11 protein-coding genes and 1 pseudogene are annotated in these 18,696 nt (G+C 74.0%); 3 read left to right on the forward strand and 9 right to left on the reverse strand.

Features of this window, described 5'->3' with window-relative positions; translation table 11 throughout:
* The coding region (locus ACIQVT_RS25955) for a maltotransferase domain-containing protein (protein WP_403758697.1) at positions 1-717 on the reverse strand (717 nt) is incomplete at its 3' end.
* A gap of 332 nt (positions 718-1,049) precedes the next feature.
* Here ACIQVT_RS25955 and ACIQVT_RS25960 point away from each other — a divergent pair.
* Positions 1,050-3,668 (forward strand): glycosyltransferase family 1 protein, encoded by a 2,619-nt coding sequence (locus ACIQVT_RS25960; RefSeq protein ID WP_403758700.1) that lies wholly within the window; start codon positions 1,050-1,052, stop codon positions 3,666-3,668.
* A 3-nt stretch (positions 3,669-3,671) separates the two neighbouring features.
* On the opposite strand, the gene ACIQVT_RS25965 is transcribed toward ACIQVT_RS25960, so the two are convergent.
* The 5 genes from ACIQVT_RS25965 to ACIQVT_RS25985 form a co-directional block, all read right to left on the reverse strand.
* Positions 3,672-4,193, reverse strand: a complete 522-nt coding sequence (locus tag ACIQVT_RS25965) for a DUF1990 domain-containing protein (RefSeq protein ID WP_403758703.1) — start codon at positions 4,191-4,193, stop codon at positions 3,672-3,674.
* Positions 4,194-4,265: 72 nt separating this feature from the next.
* Positions 4,266-5,915, reverse strand: coding sequence for a M4 family metallopeptidase (locus tag ACIQVT_RS25970; RefSeq protein ID WP_403758706.1), 1,650 nt, complete (start codon positions 5,913-5,915; stop codon positions 4,266-4,268).
* A 249-nt stretch (positions 5,916-6,164) separates the two neighbouring features.
* Complete coding sequence (locus tag ACIQVT_RS25975) at positions 6,165-8,216, reverse strand: M4 family metallopeptidase (RefSeq protein ID WP_403758709.1); 2,052 nt, start codon at positions 8,214-8,216, stop codon at positions 6,165-6,167.
* 272 nt (positions 8,217-8,488) lie between these two features.
* On the reverse strand, positions 8,489-10,252 hold the full coding sequence (locus tag ACIQVT_RS25980) for an ABC transporter ATP-binding protein (RefSeq protein WP_403758712.1): 1,764 nt from the start codon (positions 10,250-10,252) through the stop codon (positions 8,489-8,491).
* A complete protein-coding gene (locus tag ACIQVT_RS25985; protein WP_403759458.1) occupies positions 10,249-12,054 on the reverse strand; it encodes an ABC transporter ATP-binding protein in 1,806 nt (601 codons plus the stop codon). The genes ACIQVT_RS25980 and ACIQVT_RS25985 overlap by 4 nt, the downstream gene beginning before the upstream one ends.
* Before the next feature lie 197 nt (positions 12,055-12,251).
* Between ACIQVT_RS25985 and ACIQVT_RS25990 the strand changes: the two genes are divergently transcribed.
* A complete protein-coding gene (locus ACIQVT_RS25990; RefSeq protein ID WP_403758714.1) occupies positions 12,252-14,063 on the forward strand; it encodes an ABC transporter ATP-binding protein in 1,812 nt (603 codons plus the stop codon).
* A complete protein-coding gene (locus tag ACIQVT_RS25995) occupies positions 14,060-15,919 on the forward strand; it encodes an ABC transporter ATP-binding protein (protein WP_403758717.1) in 1,860 nt (619 codons plus the stop codon). The genes ACIQVT_RS25990 and ACIQVT_RS25995 overlap by 4 nt, the downstream gene beginning before the upstream one ends.
* 40 nt (positions 15,920-15,959) lie before the next feature.
* On the opposite strand, the gene ACIQVT_RS26000 is transcribed toward ACIQVT_RS25995, so the two are convergent.
* The 3 genes and pseudogenes from ACIQVT_RS26000 to ACIQVT_RS26010 all read right to left on the reverse strand — a co-directional run bounded on the left by ACIQVT_RS26000 (position 15,960) and on the right by ACIQVT_RS26010 (position 18,694).
* On the reverse strand, positions 15,960-17,198 hold the full coding sequence (locus ACIQVT_RS26000; protein ID WP_403758721.1) for a hypothetical protein: 1,239 nt from the start codon (positions 17,196-17,198) through the stop codon (positions 15,960-15,962).
* A gap of 23 nt (positions 17,199-17,221) precedes the next feature.
* Positions 17,222-17,944: pseudogene (locus ACIQVT_RS26005) on the reverse strand (dolichyl-phosphate beta-glucosyltransferase); the annotation flags it as partial.
* Between the two features lie 123 nt (positions 17,945-18,067).
* A complete protein-coding gene (locus tag ACIQVT_RS26010) occupies positions 18,068-18,694 on the reverse strand; it encodes a hypothetical protein (protein WP_403758724.1) in 627 nt (208 codons plus the stop codon).
* Positions 18,695-18,696: the final 2 nt, after the last annotated feature.

The following is an 18,696-nucleotide window of genomic DNA, read 5'->3' on the forward strand; positions in this document are numbered from 1 at the left end:
CCGCTCCACCAGCAGCGGCATCGCCTCCGAGGCCGTCACCAGCTCCCGCAGCGGAAACCGCTCCAACAGGGCCTCCACCTCCGGCGACAACGCCGCCGCCAGCCGCCAGGCGGCCGGGCGGTCCTCGTCCCTGAGGGCCGCCACGGCGTCCAGCACCGGCCGCCGCCGGTCCTCGGGCACCCCGGCCACCGCCCGCTCGTACAGCTCGGCGCCCTCGGCCAGGACCAGACCGGTGTCGATACCGGCCGGGATCTTGATGCGGGCGGTGTGCCGCCAGGTGGTGAGCGGGTCCGACCACGCCTCCACCGTGTACGTCCACCGGCCGGGTTCGCCGGCGGTGACGGTCGCGCCCCAGCGATCGGTGCCCGGGGCCAGTTCCCGCATCGGCGTCCACGGTCCGGCGCGGCCCGCCGGATCCCGCATCACCACGTTCGCCGCGACGGCGTCGTGCCCCTCGCGGAACACGGTGGCCGACACCTCGAACGACTCCCCGGTCACGGCCTTGGCGGGCCGGCGGCCGTGCTGGACCACGGGGCGCACGTCGAGAACGGGGATGCGGCCCACGGCGGTGGCCGCGGCGGAGGAGGGCCGCTTGCCGGCGGACGGCCCGGCGCCGGCGGCGCCCGCGCGCGCCGCGCTCTTCTTGCCCGTCGTCTTCTTCGCTGCTCCTGTGGACTTGCTGGTGGACGGTGCTGACGAGTGGTGCCTGGCGGGCATGACCGCTCCTGTCCGCGTCAACGTGGGTATGGGCGGATGGGTATGGGGAGGTGGGTCCTGCGGGTGGTGCCGCGTGACGCCTGTGGGACGTGTACCGGTGGAGCCTGCCCACCCTGTTCGGGTGGCCAACCCGGCACTCTCTTCCCTACCGACGCGTACGTCCACACACAAGACCGCCCCCCTTTTCTCCGAGTGCCCGGTGACCGGCTCTTGACGCCCCCCGACACCGAGCCGGTAAGTCCCCACCGACCGCGCGGTAACCACTACCGTCGAAGGTGACGACGAGACGCACAGCGCCGTGCGTCTCACCCCGCAACGCGCCCGAGGTGAATGTGAAGGCGATCCGTCGGTTCACCGTCCGTCCCGTTCTCCCCGACCCCCTGCGGCCACTGAGCGACCTGGCGCGCAACCTGCGCTGGTCCTGGCACGCGGAAACGCGCGACCTGTTCCAGTCCGTCGACTCCGCGGCGTGGGCCGCCGCCGGAGGCGACCCGGTGCGGCTGCTGGGCAGCGTGCGCCCGGCCCGGCTGGCCGAACTGGCAGGTGACCGGCGGTTCCTGCGCCGTCTCACCGCGGTCGCGGACGACCTCGACGACTACCTGACCGGCGACCGCTGGTACCAGGCACAGTCCGACGGCCTGCCCGCGGCCGTCGCCTACTTCTCCCCGGAGTTCGGCATCACCGCCGCGCTCCCGCAGTACTCCGGCGGCCTCGGCATCCTCGCCGGCGACCACCTCAAGGCGGCCAGCGACCTCGGCGTACCGCTGATCGGCGTCGGACTGCTCTACCGGCACGGGTACTTCCGCCAGACCCTCTCCCGGGACGGCTGGCAGCAGGAGCACTACCCGGTCCTCGACCCCAACGAGCTGCCCCTGACCCAGCTCGAGGAGGCCGACGGCACCCCGGCGCAAGTCTCTCTCGCCCTGCCCGGCGGCACCGCGCTGCACGCCCGGATCTGGCTGGCCCAGGTCGGCCGGGTGCCGCTGCTGCTGCTCGACTCCGACGTGGAGGAGAACGACCTCGGCGAACGCGGGGTCACCGACCGGCTCTACGGCGGCGGCAGCGAGCACCGGCTGCTCCAGGAGATGCTGCTCGGCATAGGAGGTGTGCGGGCCGTACGCACCTACTGCCGGCTGACCGGGCACCCGGCGCCGGAGGTCTTCCACACCAACGAGGGCCACGCCGGTCTCCTCGGACTGGAGCGCATCGCCGAACTCTGCTCCGGCGGGCTCGACTTCGACGCGGCGCTGGAGGCCGTGCGCGCCGGGACGGTGTTCACCACGCACACCCCGGTCCCGGCCGGCATCGACCGCTTCGACCGGGAGCTGCTCGCCCGGCACTTCGGCCCGGACGCCGAACTGCCCGGCATCGACGTGGAACGGATCCTGGCGCTGGGCAGGGAGACCTACCCCGGCGGCGAGCCGGACCTGTTCAACATGGCCGTGATGGGACTGCGGCTGGCCCAGCGCGCCAACGGCGTCTCCCTGCTGCACGGGCAGGTCAGCCGGAACATGTTCGCCGGGCTGTGGCCGGGGTTCGACGCCGAGGAGGTGCCGATCACCTCCGTGACCAACGGGGTGCACGCGCCGACCTGGGTGGCCCCCGAGGTGCTGCGGCTCGGCGCCCGGCAGGTCGGCTCCCAGCGCACCGAGGACGCGCTGAGCGTCGGCGGCTCCGAGCGCTGGGGCTCCGTCGCGGACATTCCCGACCAGGACGTCTGGGAGCTGCGCCGCACCCTGCGCGAGCAGTTGGTGCACGAGGTGCGGGACCGGCTGCGGGCGTCCTGGCGGCAGCGCGGCGCCGGCGACGCCGAGCTGGGCTGGATCGAGGGGGTCCTGGACCCGGACGTCCTCACGATCGGGTTCGCGCGCCGGGTGCCGTCGTACAAGCGGCTGACGCTGATGCTGCGCGACCCCGACCGGCTGACGGAGCTGCTGCTGCACCCGGAGCGGCCGGTGCAGATCGTGGTCGCGGGCAAGGCGCACCCGGCGGACGACGGCGGCAAGCGCCTGGTGCAGGAGCTGGTGCGGTTCGCGGACGACCCGCGGGTCCGCCACCGCCTGGTCTTCCTGCCCGACTACGGCATGGCGATGGCCCAGAAGCTCTACCCGGGCTGTGACGTCTGGCTGAACAACCCGCTGCGCCCCCTGGAGGCCTGCGGCACCTCCGGCATGAAGGCGGCGCTGAACGGCTGCCTCAACCTGTCCGTGCTGGACGGCTGGTGGGACGAGTGGTTCCAGCCCGACTTCGGCTGGGCCGTCCCCACCGCGGACGGCGCCTGCACCGATCCCGAGCGCCGTGACGACATCGAGGCGGCGGCCCTGTACGACCTGCTCGAACAGCGGGTCGCGCCGCGCTTCTACGAGCGCGGGCGGGGCGGGCTGCCCGACCGCTGGATCGAGATGGTCCGCCGGACCCTCTCCCGGCTCGGCCCGAAGGTGCTGGCCGGCCGCATGGTCCGCGAGTACGTGGACCGGCTCTACACCCCCGCCGCGCAGTCGCACCGCGCGCTCACCCCGGACACCGCCCGGGAACTGGCCGGCTGGAAGGCCCGGGTGCGGGCGGCGTGGCCGGGGGTGGCCGTGGACCACGTCGAGACGACCGCGACGACCGCCACCGCGGAACTGGGCACGGCCGTCGGGCTGCGGGTCCGGGTGCGGCTGGGCGAACTGGGTCCGGACGACGTCGAGGTGCAGGCGGTGTCCGGCCGGGTGGACGCGGAGGACCGCATCACCGACGCCACGGTCGTCCCGCTGAAGCCGGCCGGCGCCCCCGACCTGGAGGGCCGCCTGCTGTACGAGGGCCCGCTGTCGCTGGACCGCACCGGCCCCTACGGCTACACGGTCCGCATCCTGCCCGCCCACCGCCTCCTGGCCTCCGCCGCGGAACCCGGGCTGGTGGCGGTGCCGTCGCAGGAGGTGGTGGAGGGAGCCGGGGTGCTGCTCAGGTGAGCGTCAGTCCGCCGTGTCCGGGGCGACCAGGTTCCTGAGGACCGTCCCGCACCGGCGGGCGTACGCGTGCTGGAGGCTCCGGGTCGCCGGGCCGCCCGCGCGGGCGTACCACTTGGCGGCCCGGCTGAACGCGGCCACGGTGAGCCACACCGTGCCGTCGCCGGTGCGGTCGACCACGAAGGCCTCCTCGCCGCACTCGGGGTGACCCTCCAGGGTGCCGTAGGCCCAGCCGGCCCGGCGGGGTTCCTCGGCCGTCCACACGATGCGGCAGGGGGCCCGGACGAGGCCGGCCAGGGTGATCGTGACGTCGACGCCGGGGGCGGCGCGGGGAGCCGTGGCGTCGACGCCGACGCCGAGCGCGCGGTGCATCTCCCAGGTCAGGACCGCCTCGGCGGCCCGGTCGAACACCTCCCCGCCCTCGCCGAGCCGGGTGCGGACGAAGAGGGGGTGGAAACCGGGCGGGCAGACGGCCAGGTCGTCGCGTGTCGCGCCGACCGGCTCGTAGGTGAAGGGCGCCGAGGACATGGGTCACAAGGGTAGGGCGGCACCCGGAACGCTCGCGTTCCGGGTGCCGCCCTGGCGCGGCGCGGGGTGTGACTAGTTGACGTTCACGCCGGTCCAGGCCGCGGCGACGGCCTTGTACTCGGCGCTGGTGGAGCCGTACAGGGCGGACGCCGCGTTCAGGGTCGCCGTGCGGGCGGCCTTGTAGTTGGTCGTCGACGTCATGTACGTCGTCAGCGCCTTGTACCAGATCTGGAGCGCCTTGGCGCGGCCGATGCCGGTGACCGCGGCGCCGTTGTACGTCGGCGAGTTGTAGCTGACGCCGTTGATCGTCTTCGCGCCGCTGCCCTCGGACAGCAGGTAGAAGAAGTGGTTGGCGACACCGGACGAGTAGTGGACGTCCTTGTTGCCGACGGAGGAGGACCAGTAGTCCGCCGAGCCGCCGTCCTTGCTGGGCTTGTCCATGTAGCGCAGCGGGGAGCCGTCGCCGTTGATGTCGATCTTCTCGCCGATGAGGTAGTCACCGGGGTCCGAGGCGTTGTTCGCGTAGAACTCCACGCCGGTGCCGAAGATGTCCGAGGTGCCCTCGTTCAGGCCGCCGGACTCGCCGGAGTAGTTCAGGCCGGCGGTGTTGGCGGTGACGCCGTGGCTCATCTCGTGGCCGGCGACGTCCAGCGAGGTCAGCGGGTCGACGTTGCCGGAGCCGTCGCCGTAGGTCATGCAGAAGCAGCTGTCGTCCCAGAACGCGTTGACGTACGCGTTGCCGTAGTGGACGCGGGAGTAGGCGCCGACACCGTTGTTCTTGATGCCGTTGCGGCCGAAGGTGTTCTTGTAGAAGTCCCAGGTCTCCGCCGCGCCGTAGGCGGCGTCGGCGGCCGCGGTCTGGTCCGAGGAGGAGCTGGAGGCGGTGCCGGTGCCGAAGACGTTGGACGAGCTGGCCACCAGGGTGCCCGTGCCGGACGTCTTGCGGGCCAGGTTGTAGGTCTTGTGACCGCCCCGGGCGCTGTCGGTGAGCGTGTACGTCGAGCCCGACTGCGTGCTGTTGAGGGTGACCGTGCCCGAGTACAGCGTCTTGCCGGTCGCGTTCTCGATGCCCTGGTACTCGAAGAGCTTCTTGCCCGTGGCCGCGTCGGTGATGACGTGCAGCTGGTTGGGGGTGCCGTCGTCCTGGAGGCCGCCGACGACCGTCTCGTAGGCGAGGACGGGCTTGCCGGAGCCGGCCCAGATCACCTTGCGGGCGCCGTCCGCGGTGGTCTTCGCGGAGCCGAGGGTTCTGGCGGCGGACACCGCCTGCTTCTCGGCCTTGGCGGCGGTGATCTGAGGCTTGAGGGAGGCCGGCTTGACGGCCGCCTTGTTGGCCTTGGTCACGCCCTCGGTCTTGCCCGACTTGGCGGTGTGGACGACCAGGTCGCCGCCGAGCACCGGGAGGCCCGCGTAGGTGCGCTCGTACCGGGTGTGGACGGTGCCGTCGACGTCCTTGACGACGTCCTTGACGACCAGCTTCTCCTTGGCGCCGAGGCCTATGTGCCGCGCGGTCTCGGCGGCGCCGGCCTGTGCCTTCTGGATCAGGGTGGTGCGGGCCGCGGCGGACAGCGTGGTCGGGGCGGCGGCCAGGGGCTTGGCGGCGGCACCGGCCGGGGCGGCGCTGGCACCGGTGGTCAGACCGGTGGTGAGGAGAGCTCCGGCCGCGACGCCGGTGGCGATGGCCAGAGTGGTGCGCTTGTGACGCGCGTAGAGGGGGCTCACAGAAGCTCCTTCGTGGGGGAGTCCGGTCAGCGTGGGGTTACTGGCCGGAGAGTGTGGCGTTGAGAAGTTGCTGTGCTACTGCGGCGGGTGGAGAGAGAGTGACATCAGGGGCGCGTACATGTCAGGACCCTGAAGTGATGTTGGCCGAAAATCGACTGCCGGGTGAATGTTGCGACGATGTGAACGCATGCCGTCCGGAGGTCCGGCGCCTCCGGACGGCCTTGCTGCGCTGGGGTTGTGGCCTGCGGTTTACGGGAAGGTCAGCTTCCAGCTGTTGATCGTTCCCGTGTCGTACGTGGCTTGATCCTGTACCCGCAACTTCCACGTTCCGTTGGCCGGTTCCGCCGAGGCGTTGACCGTGTAGGTCTCGGCCACGTTGTCCGCCGAGTCCGAGGAGCTGAAGTTCTTCAGCCGGTAGGCGGTGCCGGACGGGCCGACGAGGTCGATCACCAGGTCGCCGCGCCAGGTGTGGGAGATGTCCACGCTCACCTGGAGGTTGCTCGGCGCGTTCCCGGTCCGGCCGGAGACGGCGATGTCCGAGGTGACGGCCGGCCCGTTGTCCGGGACCGCCACCGGGGAGGTGTTCTCGTACGACGTGCCGCCGCCGCCCCCGCCGCCGGAGCGCGCGCCGACCGCGACACCCGCCCAGGCGTCCTGCACCGCCTTGTACTCGGCGCTGGTGGTGCCGTACAGCTCACCGGCGGCCGCGAGGGTGCCGGTGCGGGCGCCGGCGTAGTTGGTCGTCGAGGTGAACTTCGTGGTCAGCGCCCGGTACCAGATCTGGAGCGCCTTGTCCCGCCCGATACCGGTGACCGGGAGGCCGTCCGCCGTGGGCGAGTTGTAGCTGACGCCGTTGATGACCTTGGCGCCGCTGCCCTCGCTCAGCAGGTAGAAGAAGTGGTTCGCGGGGCCCGACGAGTAGTGCACGTCGACGCCGCCGATGCCCGAGTACCAGCTGTCCTTGGACGAGCCGTCCTTGCTGGGCTTGTCCATGTAGCGCAGCGGGCTGCCGTTGCCGTTGATGTCGATCTTCTCGCCGATGAGGTAGTCGCCGACGTCGGAGGCGTTGCTCGCGTAGAACTCCACGCCGGTGCCGAAGATGTCCGAGGTGGCCTCGTTCAGGCCGCCGGACTCCCCGCTGTAGTTCAGGCCCGCGGTGTTGGAGGTGACGCCGTGGCTCATCTCGTGGCCGGCGACGTCGATCGCCGTCAGCGGCTTGGCGTTGCCGGAGCCGTCGCCGTAGGTCATGCAGAAGCAGCCGTCGTCCCAGAACGCGTTGACGTACGAGTTGCCGTAGTGCACCCGTGAGTAGGCGCCCACGCCGTTGTTCTTGATGCCGCTGCGCCCGAAGGTGTTCTTGTAGAAGTCCCAGGTCTCCTGGGCGCCGTAGTGCGCGTCGGCGCCGGCGGTGGCGGCGTTGGAGTTGGTCCCGTTGCCCCAGGTGTCGTTCGTCTGCGAGAACAGGGTGCCGGTGCCGGAGGTGCCGTGGTTGAGGTTGTACGTCTTGTGGCCGCCGCGGGCCCCGTCGGTGAGCGTGTACGTCGAACCCGACTGCGTCGTGGTCAGCGTGACCTGCCCGCTGTACTGCGTGTTGCCGACGCCGGTCTCGATGCCCTGGTACTCGTACAGCTTCTTGCCGGTGCGCGCGTCGGTGACGACGTGCAGCCGGTTGGGGGTGCCGTCGTCCTGGAGGCCGCCGACGACCGTCTCGTACGCCAACACGGGCTTGCCCGACGCGGCCCAGATCACCGTGCGGACGCTGTCCGCGGCCGACCGGGTCCCCCCGAGCGCCTTCGCCCGGCGCACGGCCTGCCGCTCGGCGGTGGCCCTCGGCACGGACGGGGTGAGGCCGGCCACCTTCGGCGAGGCGCCGCCGGCCCGGATGACCTCCATGGTCTTGCCGGTCCGCGAGGACTTCACGATCAGGTCGCCGCCGAGCACGGGCAGGCCCGCGTAGGTGCGCTCGTAGCGGGTGTGGAGCGTGCCGTCGGCGTCCTCGACGACGTCGCGCACGACGAGCTTCTCCTTGCCGCCCAGGCCTATGCCCCGGGCGGTGGCCGCCTTCGAGGCGTTCGCGTGCCGGATCAGCTCGGCGCGCTGGGACGGGGTGAGCCGGAGTGCCGTGTGCGCGGGGTTCGCCCGGCCGGCCCGCGGCGCGGCCGGGGCGGCGTCGGCGGCGCCCGCCTGGACGGCGGCGGCGAGCAGGGCGGCGACGCCCGCGAGGGCGACGGTGGCGGTGCGGCGGTGCGTGGTGGGGCGCAGAGTGTGGGAGGTGCGTCCGCGAGAGGAATTGCTTCTCAACACTGACTCCTTCTGCATGGCCGCGGGTCGCGCGGCCAGGGGAGACCGGACGGTGGGTGCCGTCGTCCGGGCAGAGCAGGCGTTACGCGAAAACCAGGTGCAGGTGCTGAGCCGGCTCACGCCGGAGCGCAGGAGCTGTGGGGCGGCTGTGAGTCGGTCTGGGAAGAGTGGCAGGAATGCCGCGACATGTCAGGAGCGCGTCACAAAGTTGGCCGGAAACAGTTCGTTGAACGGTGGTCCATGTTCGGTATGCGGAGCGTCGAGGCGGCGGGTCAGCGCCCGGCCGGTGTCCCGTGCCAGGTCCGCCACAGCGCCGCGTACGCCCCGCCGGCCGCCACCAGCTCCTCGTGCGAGCCGAGTTCGCTCAACCGGCCGTCCTCCATCACCGCCACCCGGTCCGCGTCGTGGGCCGTGTGCAGGCGGTGGGCGACGGCGATGACGGTGCGGCCCGCCAGGACCGCCGCGAGCGCGCGCTCGGTGTGCCGGGCCGTGGCCGGGTCCAGCAGGGCCGTCGCCTCGTCGAGGATCAGGGTGTGCGGGTCCGCCAGCACCACCCGGGCCAGCGCCAGTTGCTGGGCCTGCGCGCCGTCCGTCGGCCGGCCGCCCGCCCCCAGCCGGGTGCCGAGGCCGTCCGGCAGGCCCCGCACCCAGTCGTCGGCGCCCACGGCCTCCAGTGCCGCCCACAACTCGTCGTCACCGGCGTCCGGTTCGGCGATCAGCAGGTTGTCCCGGACCGAGCCCAGGAAGACGTGGTGCTCCTGTGTGACCAGTACCACCTGCCGGCGCAGCGACTCCGGTGCCAGATCGGCCACCGGCACCCCGCCCACCGTCACCGAGCCGGTGACCGGCCGGTCGACGCCCGCGAGCAGCCTGCTGAGCGTCGTCTTCCCGGCGCCCGACGGCCCCACCACGGCGAGCCGTTCCCCGGGGCGCACCGTCAGGTCCACCCCGCGCAGCACCTCCCCGCCGCGCCCGTAGGCGTACCGGACCCCGCGCACCTCGATCCGGTCGTCCGCCGGCACCCCGGACCCGTCCCCGCCCGAAGCGACGGACGCCCGCGCCAGCCCCTCCACGCGCGCGAACGAGGCTCCGCTGCTCTGGAGCTGCTCCACCCGCATCAGCACCTGGTCCAGCGGCTCGGCGAACTGCCGCAGGTACAGCGCCGCCGCCACCACCTCGCCCACCCCGGCCGCGCCCCGCGCGTGCAGCCACCCGCCGAGCAGCAGCACCCCGGCCACGGGCACGGTGTACGTCACCTCGACCGCCGGGAAGAACACCGAGCGCAGGCGCAGCGTGTACAGGCGGGTACGGCGGGACTCCTCCAGCGCGTCCCGGCTCGCCGCCGTCCGCCGCTCCCGGAGCCGGAACGCCTCCACGGTCCGGGCGCCGGCCGCCGTCGACGCGACGATCTCCGCGACCTCCGACGTGGCCGCGCCCTCGGCGAGATAGGCGTCCCGAGCCCGCCGCAGGTACCAGCGCAGCGCCAGCCCGACCGGGGTGAGGCACAACGCCCCGAACGCGCCCAGCAACGGGTTCAGCACGCACACCGCGCCCAGCACGAACCCCGCCTGCACGGCGTTGACCAGCAGGTCCGGGCCGACGTCCCGCAGCGTCGTGCCGACCGTCGCCACGTCCGCCGTGCCCCGCGCGGTCAGGTCGCCGGTCCCGGCCCGCTCCACCGCGGACGCGGGCAGCGCCAGCACCCGGTCGACGTACTCCTCGCGTACCCGGGCCAGCGTCCGCTCCCCGAGCCGGTGCCCCGCGTACCGCGCCCAGCGGGCCAGCAGCAGCTGCGCCGGCGCGCACAGCACGATCCACAGCGCCAGCCGGTCCACCGTGCCCACCCCGTGCCCCGCGCGCACCTCGTCGACGATCCGGCCCACCAGCCAGGGCCCGGCCGCGCCCGCCGCGGCCGCCAGCACGTTCAGCGCCAGCACGGCGGCGAACGCCCGCCCGTCGGCCCGCACCAGCCGCACCGCTGCCCGGCGCACGGTCGCCCGGTCCGCGACGGGCAGCGGCGTCCCTCCCGCCGTCATCGCGTGACCCCCTCGCGCACCCCGGACACCGGACCGCCCCCGGCGTCCCGTCCGCCCCCCGGGTCCCCCGCGTCTCCGGTGTCCGCTGTGTCCTCGGCGTTCCCGGTGTCCCTGGTGTCCCGCGCGACCAGTGCCCGGTACGCCGGTTCCGAGGCCAGCAGCCGCCGGTGCGGCCCGGTGGCCGCCACCTTGCCGTCGACCAGGAACACGACCGTGTCCGCGTGGTCCAGCACCAGCGGGGACGTCGTCGTGACCACCGTCGTACGACCCTCCCGGGCCGCCCGGAGCCGTGCGGCGACCGTCGCCTCGGTGTGCGCGTCCAGTGCCGAGACGGGCTCCACGGCGAGCAGCACCTCCGGGTCGGCCAGCAGCGCCCGCACCAGCCGCAGCCGCTGCCGCTGCCCCCCGGACAGGCTGCGGCCCTGCCCGCTGACCACCGAGTCGAGCCCGTCCGGCAGGCCCCGGACCACGTCCTCGGCCGCCGCCGCGTGCACCGCCCGGCGCAGCGACGCCCCGTCCACCGGGCGGGCGGGGGCCACCACCTCCCGCAGCGGACCCGCGAACAGGTCGGCCTCGTTCTCCGCGACGAGGACCCGCCGCCGCACCTCGGTCAGCGGGACCGCGTCGAGCCGTACCCCGTCCCAGATGACGTCGGTCGGCCCGTACCGGCCCAGCCGGTCCACCACCGCCGCGGCCTCGGCGGGCCGGGCGGCGGCCAGCGCCGTCAGCCGGCCCGGCACCACCCGCACCCCGGACGCCGGGTCGCGCAGTTCGGCCGGGCCGGCGGGCGCCGGCAGCGTGCCGGTGTCCGGTTCCGGTGCCAGTCGCAGCAGGCCGACCACCCGGCGCGCGGCCACCACGCCCCGGTTCAGGTCGTACATCATCTGCACGAAGAAGCCCACCGGGCCGACCAGGACGGCGACATAGCCGTACACCGACACCAACTCGCCCACGGTCAGCTGCCCCTGTGCGGTGAGCCGGGCCGCCGTCCAGGTCACCACGGCCAGGAACACGGTGGGCAGGCCGATCCCCAGCGCCTGCACCCAGCCGGCCACCGCGCCGACCCGGTACCCCTGGTCCCGCAGCCGCCGCGAGTCGTCCCGGAACGCGTCGGCGAACAGCCCCTTGCCGCCCAGCCCGTTCAGCACCCGCAGTCCGCCCGCGAGGTCACCGATGCGCGCGGCGAGCACGCCCTGCGACTCCCGGTACGCGCTCTCGGCACGCTGGAGCCGCGGTGTCAGCGGCCCGACGAGCAGCGCGATCACCGGCGCCCCGAGCAGCACCACCACGGCGATCGGCACGGACACCGACAGCAGCACCCCGGCCACCAGCGCGTACACCACGACCGCGCCGACGCCCGGCCCGACCACGGTCAGCGCCTGCGCGAGGGTCTGCACGTCCCCGACCCCGATGGTGACGACCTCCCCGGCCCCCGCCCGGCGCGGCAGCGCCGCCCCCAGCCGCACCACGTGCCCCACGACCACCTTCACCGTGCGGAAGTTGGCGTCCATCCGGATGCGGGTCAGCGTGCGGTGCCGCAGCGTGCTCAGCCAGGCGTTGACCGATCCGGTCACGAACATCACGGCGGTCCAGCCGGCCAGCACCCCCGTGCGCCCCGGGACCAGCCCGTCGTCCACGGCCCGCTGCATCAGGTACGGCTGCACGGCCATCAGCACCATCCAGGCACTGCCCAGCACCGCACCGGCCACCGACCGCCCCGGCTGGCACCGCACCAGCCACCACAGGTACCACCAGCCGCCCCGGACGTCGGCCGTGCCCGGATCCGCGTACGCGTCGATCATCCGTCCCCCGATGTTCTCCGGCTCGCCCACGCACCCGGTGCGGGCGGCGAACCCGGAAGGTACCGGCACCGCAGGGGCCGGCTCCAGCGAATATCAGCCGGTACGCCACCCCCACCCGCCCCTCCGCCCCCCGTCCGTCCCGCGTCCGGTGGAAACCCGGTGGGCGTTGTCGGTGGCGGTCCGTAGGCTCGCCCGTGATGCCCAAGACACCCGCAACCACCGAGGACCGGTCCGCGGTCCGGACCCTCCTGCGCCTGTGGCCGTACGTCCGCCCGGTGCGCGCCCGGCTGTTCACCGCCGCGTTCGTCGCGGTCGTCGCCTCCTGTACGGGACTGGTCATCCCGCTCGTCCTGAAGTGGCTGGTCGACGGGCCCGTCTCGGACCGGGACCCGGCGGGTGTCTGGCTCGGCGCGCTGATCCTGCTGCTGCTCGGCATCGCCGAGGCCGGCCTGTTCGGCGTCAGGCGGTGGCTGGTGGCCCGGCCGCTGTCGCACGTCGAGGCGGAGATGCGCGCGGACCTCTACCGCCGGCTCCAGCGCCTGCCCGTCGCCTTCCACGACCGCTGGGCGTCCGGCCAACTGCTCTCGCGGGGCACGACCGACCTCATGCTGGTCCGTCAGTTCCTCGCGTTTCCGCTGACGTTCCTGCTGGTCAACGCCGTGACCATCGCCGTCGGCCTGGTGATCATGCTGGTGCAGGACTGGCAGCTGGGCCTGGTCATCCTCGGCCCCGCCCTCCCCGTGACCTGGACCTGCGTGATCTTCGAGCGGCGGTACGCCCAGGTGGCGCGGCGCGCCCAGGACCAGGTCGGGGACCTCACCACGGTGGTCGAGGAGAGCGTGCTCGGCATCCGCATCATCAAGGGCTTCGGCCGACACCGCAGCCAGGCCCGCGCCTTCCGCGAGCTCTCGGGCACCCTGCGCTCCACCGAACTGCGCAAGGCGCGGCTGCTGGCCACCATCTGGGGCGTCATCGTCACGCTGCCCGAACTGGCCATCGGCGCGGCGCTGGTGCTGGGGGCGGTGCGGGTCGCCGACGGCGGGCTCAGCACGGGCACGCTGGTCGCCTTCCTCAGCACGGGACTCGCGCTGCGCTGGCCCGTGGACTCCATCGGCTTCATGCTGGCGATGAGCCAGGAGGCCGCCTCCGCCACGGAGCGCTACTTCGAGGTGATGGACGAGGAGCCGGAGGACCGGTCCGACGGGGCCGCCGCCCGGCCCGGGGTCCCCGCGGCGACGGGGCGGGCGCGGCCGGCCGCGGCCACGCGGGGACTGCGGTTCGAGAACGTCTCGTTCCGCTACCCCGACGCGCCCCCCGGCTCCCCGCCCCTGCTCACCGGCATCGACCTGCGCATCCGTCCCGGCGAGTCGATGGCCCTCGTCGGCGCCACCGGCAGCGGCAAGACCACCCTCACCGCCCTCGTCCCCCGGCTGCACGAGGTCACCTCCGGGCGGATCACCCTCGACGGCGTCGACATCACCGCCATGTCCCGGGAGGAACTGCGCACCAGGGTCGCCGTCGCCTTCGAGGAACCCACCCTGTTCTCCACCACGGTCGGCGACAACGTCCTGATGGGCGCACCGGACGGGGCGGGGGAGGCGGAGCTGGGCCGGGCGCTCGCCGTCGCCCAGGCCGACTTCGCGCACGCCCTCCCGCAGGGCACCGCCACCCGCGTCGGCGAACAGGGGCACAGCCTGTCCGGCGGCCAGCGCCAGCGCCTCGCGCTGGCCCGCGCGGTGGTCGGCCGGCCGGAGTACCTGGTGCTGGACGACCCGCTGTCCGCCCTCGACGTGCACACGGAGGCCGCCGTGGAGGCCGCGCTGCGCCGGGTCCTCGCCGACACCACCGCGCTGATCGTCGCCCACCGCCCGTCCACCGTGCTGCTCGCCGACCGGGTCGCCCTGCTCTCGGGCGGCCGGATCGCCGCCGTCGGCACCCATCACGAACTGCTGCGCGACAACGTTGAGTACGCCCGGCTGATGTCCGCGGACCCGGAGGACCAGCGATGACGACGACCGCCTCCGCCCCTGCCACGGGCAGCGACGACCCCGGCGCCCCGGCCGCCGCCGGCCCGGTCGACCCCGTCGACCAGGACGACCTCGCCGGCCCGCCCGGCGCCACGGCCGCCCTGCTGCGCTCGCTGCTCGCGCCCCGCAGGGGCCGGGCCGTGTTCACCGGGCTCCTGCTGCTGCTCCAGCAGGCGGCCACGCAGGTGGGCCCGCTGCTGGTGGCGTACGCCATCGACACCGCCGTACCCGCGTTCCGGGACGGCCGGCACGGCCCGCTGACCGCGGTGGCCGTCGGCGCCGCGCTGAGCGCCCTCGCCTCCGGGGTGCTCCAGTTCGGCTTCATCGAGCACAGCGCCCGGGTCAGCCAGGACGTGCTGCTGGACCTCAGGGGCCGGATCTTCCGGCACGCGCAGGCGCTGAGCCTGGACTTCCACGAGCGGTACACCTCCGGCCGGCTGATCTCCCGCTCCACCACGGACGTCGAGTCGCTGCGCGAACTCCTCGACGACGGCATCCAGGAACTGGTGACCGTCGTGCTGTCCTTCGTGTACATCGCGGCGATGCTGCTCTGGCTGGACCTCGGGCTGGGCGCGGTCGCGGTGGGCTCCTTCGTGCCGCTGTACCTGCTCGTCCGGCTCTACCAGCGGCGCGTGGGGCGGGTCTACCGGGCGCGGTCCACGGCGATCGCGTCGGTGATCGTGCGGTTCGTGGAGACGATGAACGGCATCCGGCCGGTGCGCGCGTTCCGGCGGGAGGCCGCGAACGACGCCGAGTTCACCGTGCTGAACCGGCGGCACGAACGCACCAACGGGGACGCGCTGCTGGAGATGGCCCGCTACGTGGTGGGCTCCCGGCTGGTCGCCAACACCGCGGTCGCGGCGATCGTCCTGTGGGGCGCCTACCGGGTGGCGTCCGGCTCGCTGGAGCTGGGCGTGCTGGCGGCGGCGGTGCTGTACCTGCGCCGACTGTACGACCCGATCGACCGGCTCGCCATGTTCCTCAACTCCTACCAGTCGGCCGCCGCCTCCCTGGAGAAGATCGCCGGGCTGCTGGCGCAGACCCCGTCCGTGCCGGAGCCCGAGCGGCCCCGTGAACTCCCGCCGCCGGCGGACGGCCTCCCGGGCCGCGAGGTCGTCTTCGACGGCGTCCGGTTCGCCTACCGCACCGGCGGCGAGGTGCTGCCCCGCTTCGACCTGACGCTGCCGGCCGGGCAGACGGTCGCGGTCGTCGGCTCGACCGGCGCGGGCAAGTCCACCCTGGCCAAGCTCCTCGCCCGGTTCTACGACCCCTCCGCGGGGCGGGTCCTCCTGGACGGGGTGGACCTGCGCGAACTGGCCGCGCCGGAACTGCGGCGCGGGGTGGTCATGGTGACACAGGAGGCGTTCCTGTTCTCCGGCACCGTCGCCGACAACATCGCGATCGGCCGGCCCGACGCCGGCCGGGACGAGATCGAGCGGGCCGCGAAGGCGATCGGCGCCCACGAGTTCATCACCGCGCTGCCCGAAGGCTACGACACCGACGTCCGCAAGCGCGGCGGCCGCATCTCCGCCGGGCAGCGCCAGCTGGTCGCGTTCGCCCGGGCCCTCCTCGCCGACCCGGCGGTGCTCATCCTGGACGAGGCGACCAGCTCGCTGGACATCCCCGGGGAGCGGGCGGTGCAGCGGGCGATGTCGACGGTGCTGCGGGGCCGTACCGCCGTGGTGATCGCGCACCGGCTGTCCACCGTGGAGATCGCCGACCGGGTGCTGGTGATGGAGCACGGCCGGATCGTCGAGGACGGCAGTCCCGCCGACCTCGTCGCCGGCACCGGACGCTTCGCCGACCTGCACAAGGCCTGGCGGGACAGCCTGGCGTGAGCGCCGCGCCCACCGTGCGGGTGCCGTCCGCCGGGCGCCGTCACGGCACTCCCAGCTCGAACAGCGCGTACCCCGCGTACGACCCGGAGGCGAGCGCCGCGATGCCGAGCAGCGTGCACAGCACGGGCAGGCTCAGCCGGCGCATCGCCGCCGCGAGCGGCAGGAACAGCGGGAAGCAGGGCAGCAGGTAGCGGGAGATGTTGGCGACGATCTGCTGGCTGCCGAGCACCAGGACCAACGTCAGCACGGTGTACACGACCAGCAGCGGCGGCGGGCGCAGGCGCAGCAGCAGCGGCAGCAGCGCGCAGGCGAGCAGGATGACGCCGACGGAGATGACGTCCGTGAAGGGGTACGCGAAGAGGTAGTCGAACTTGCCCACGGGCACGGACGTCAGCACGTCCCAGGTCTGCCTGCCGTAGTCGAAGCGGTGCGCCCAGGCACCCGACTGGAGCTTGAAGTACCCGCCCAGGTCACCCATGCGGTCGCCGACCCAGAGCAGGTAGCCGAGGAGTCCGAGCGGGGCCAGGGCGGTGGCGAGCAGCGGGCGCAGGGCGCCTTCCTCGCGGCGGCGCAGCGAGAGGAGCGCGGCGACGCCGAGCGCGGCGATCAGCGCGGCGGCCGTGGGCCGGTTGAGGCCGGCGGCGAAGGCGAGCACCCCCGCGGTGAGCCAGCGGCGGGCGAGGACGGCGTGGCAGGCCCAGACGGCGAGGGCCACGTAGAGGGAGTCGGAGTAGACCGCCCATTCGATGCCCGAGCCCGGCCAGACCGCCCACAGCCCGGCCGCCGCGAACCCGGCCCGCCGGCCGCCGAACCGTTCGGCGACGGCGTACACGCCGAGGGCGGCGGCGAAGGAGGCGAGGACGGAGACCAGCAGCCCGGCGCCGTACGAGCCGAGGCCGGTGACCGTCGAGGCCAGCCGGATCAGGGCCGGGTACAGCGGGAAGAACGCCGCGGAGTTGCCCTCCAGGGTGATCAGCCCGGTGGCGCCCGGGACCGGGACCAGCCTCGGGTCGTAGCCGTGCAGGGCGATCTGCTGGTACCACCAGCCGTCCCAGGTGGCCAGCACGTCCCAGGCGTGCGCGCCGCCGCCGAACCGGGGGTCGCGGGTGCGGTAGTCGCCGGTGGCCGACAGCAGGTACATGAAGGAGCAGAAACCGGCCAGTTTCAGCGCGCCGAACAGGGCGAGGACCGGCCCGTGACGGCGCGCTGCGGCCCGCAGCCGGGTCCCGGGCGCGGTGGGGGAGACCGCGGCCGCCGTCCCGGGCAGGGTCGCGGTCACCGGGTCACCGGACCGGGGCGGCGGCGGCCCAGGGCCCGCCGCATCCGGGCGATCCCCCGCAGGTCGGCCAGGGCGGTGGCGAGCAGGTCGACGCTGCTGTCGGGGTCGTCCACCCAGTCCACCGGGACCTCGTGGATGCGCAGGCCCGCCCGTTCGGCGAGGACCAGCAGTTCGGTGTCGAAGAACCACTCCCCGTCACGGACCAGCGGCAGCAGCCGCTCGGCGGTCTCCCGCCGCACCGCCTTGAACCCGCACTGGGCGTCGGAGAAGCCCACCGCGAGCGTGCAGCGCAGCAGCACGTTGTAGCAGCGGGAGATGACCTCGCGCTTGGTGCCGCGCACCACCTGCGCGCCCGGGGCGAGCCGGGTGCCGATGGCCAGGTCGGAGTGGCCCGAGATCAGCGGGGCGACCAGCGGCAGCAGCGCGGCGAGCCCGGTGGACAGGTCCACGTCGAGGTAGGCGAGGACGGGCGACCGCGACCCCGACCAGGCCGCCCGCAGCGCCCGGCCGCGGCCCTTCTCGGGCAGCCGCAGCGAGGTCACCTCCGGCAGTTCGCCGGCGAGCGAGGCGGCGATCGCCGGGGTGCGGTCGGTGCTCGCGTTGTCGGCGATGGTGATCCGGAACGGGTAGGGGAAGGTGTCCCGCAGATGGGCGTGCAGCCGCCGTACGTTCGGCTCCAGGTCCTTCTCCTCGTTGAACACCGGTACGGCCACGTCCAGGACGGGTTCGCCGGGGTCCGCCGGCAGGGGCGCGCACCGGGCTGCCGGGGTCGTCGCCGGCGGCCGGCTCGGTCGTATGTGTGTCACGTCATTCCCTGGGGTCAGCTGTGTCGGGCGTGCCGGGCACGCGGGGCGGGAGGCGCGGCGGGGTTAGCCGGCCGGGCCGGCCGTCGCGGAGGGCCGGTCCGTCGTCGTGGCGGACGTGCGGGCCGCCGCGGTCGCCGACGGCGGCCGGTACGTGGCGGTGGCCGTGCTCGTCGCCGTGGCCGTCGCGGTGTCGGACGGCGTGGGCGGGACCGTCGTCGGCGACCAGGTGGGCGGCGGCACGCTCGACGACCGCGACGACGTCGGCGTCGACGGCGACAGCGGGGTCGCCGGGGACGTCGCCGAGGGTGAGGGGGACCGCGACGGTGACGTGCTGGGGCCGGGCACCGGGCTGGTCAGGGGCCGCGGGTTCGGGGCGCTGGGCCGGTCGTCGGTGTGGCCGTGCGGCCACAGCAGCAGCCCCAGGCCGAGGCCGGCCACGGCCAGCGCGGAGCCGGCGGCCCGGCGCGCCGTGCGCACCCGGTGCCGGGCGCGCACGCCGGCGCGGAGCGCCTCCCGGTGCCGGGTCTCGAACGGCGCCGGCTGCCGGGCCTGGTGCATGAGCTGTGCCAGCTGCCGTTCGAAGAGGTCCCCGCCGCCCGTGCCCATCCCGCGGTCCGTCCCGTCGGAATCACTCGGGCCGTCGAAGCCGTCGAAGCCGTCGAAGCCGTTCATGCCGTTCCTGTGGTCCATGG

The sequence above is a fragment of the Streptomyces sp. NPDC100445 genome, from assembly GCF_044759735.1.
Classification (GTDB): domain Bacteria; phylum Actinomycetota; class Actinomycetes; order Streptomycetales; family Streptomycetaceae; genus Streptomyces.

Coding starts and splice junctions, on each gene's coding strand:
- ACIQVT_RS25985 (WP_403759458.1), bottom strand. CDS start 12,054: ATGATCGACGCGTACGCGGATCCGGGCACGGCCGACGTCCGGGGCGGC.
- ACIQVT_RS25990 (WP_403758714.1), top strand. CDS start 12,252: ATGCCCAAGACACCCGCAACCACCGAGGACCGGTCCGCGGTCCGGACC.
- ACIQVT_RS25980 (WP_403758712.1), bottom strand. CDS start 10,252: ATGACGGCGGGAGGGACGCCGCTGCCCGTCGCGGACCGGGCGACCGTG.
- ACIQVT_RS25995 (WP_403758717.1), top strand. CDS start 14,060: ATGACGACGACCGCCTCCGCCCCTGCCACGGGCAGCGACGACCCCGGC.
- ACIQVT_RS25965 (WP_403758703.1), bottom strand. CDS start 4,193: ATGTCCTCGGCGCCCTTCACCTACGAGCCGGTCGGCGCGACACGCGAC.
- ACIQVT_RS26010 (WP_403758724.1), bottom strand. CDS start 18,694: ATGGACCACAGGAACGGCATGAACGGCTTCGACGGCTTCGACGGCTTC.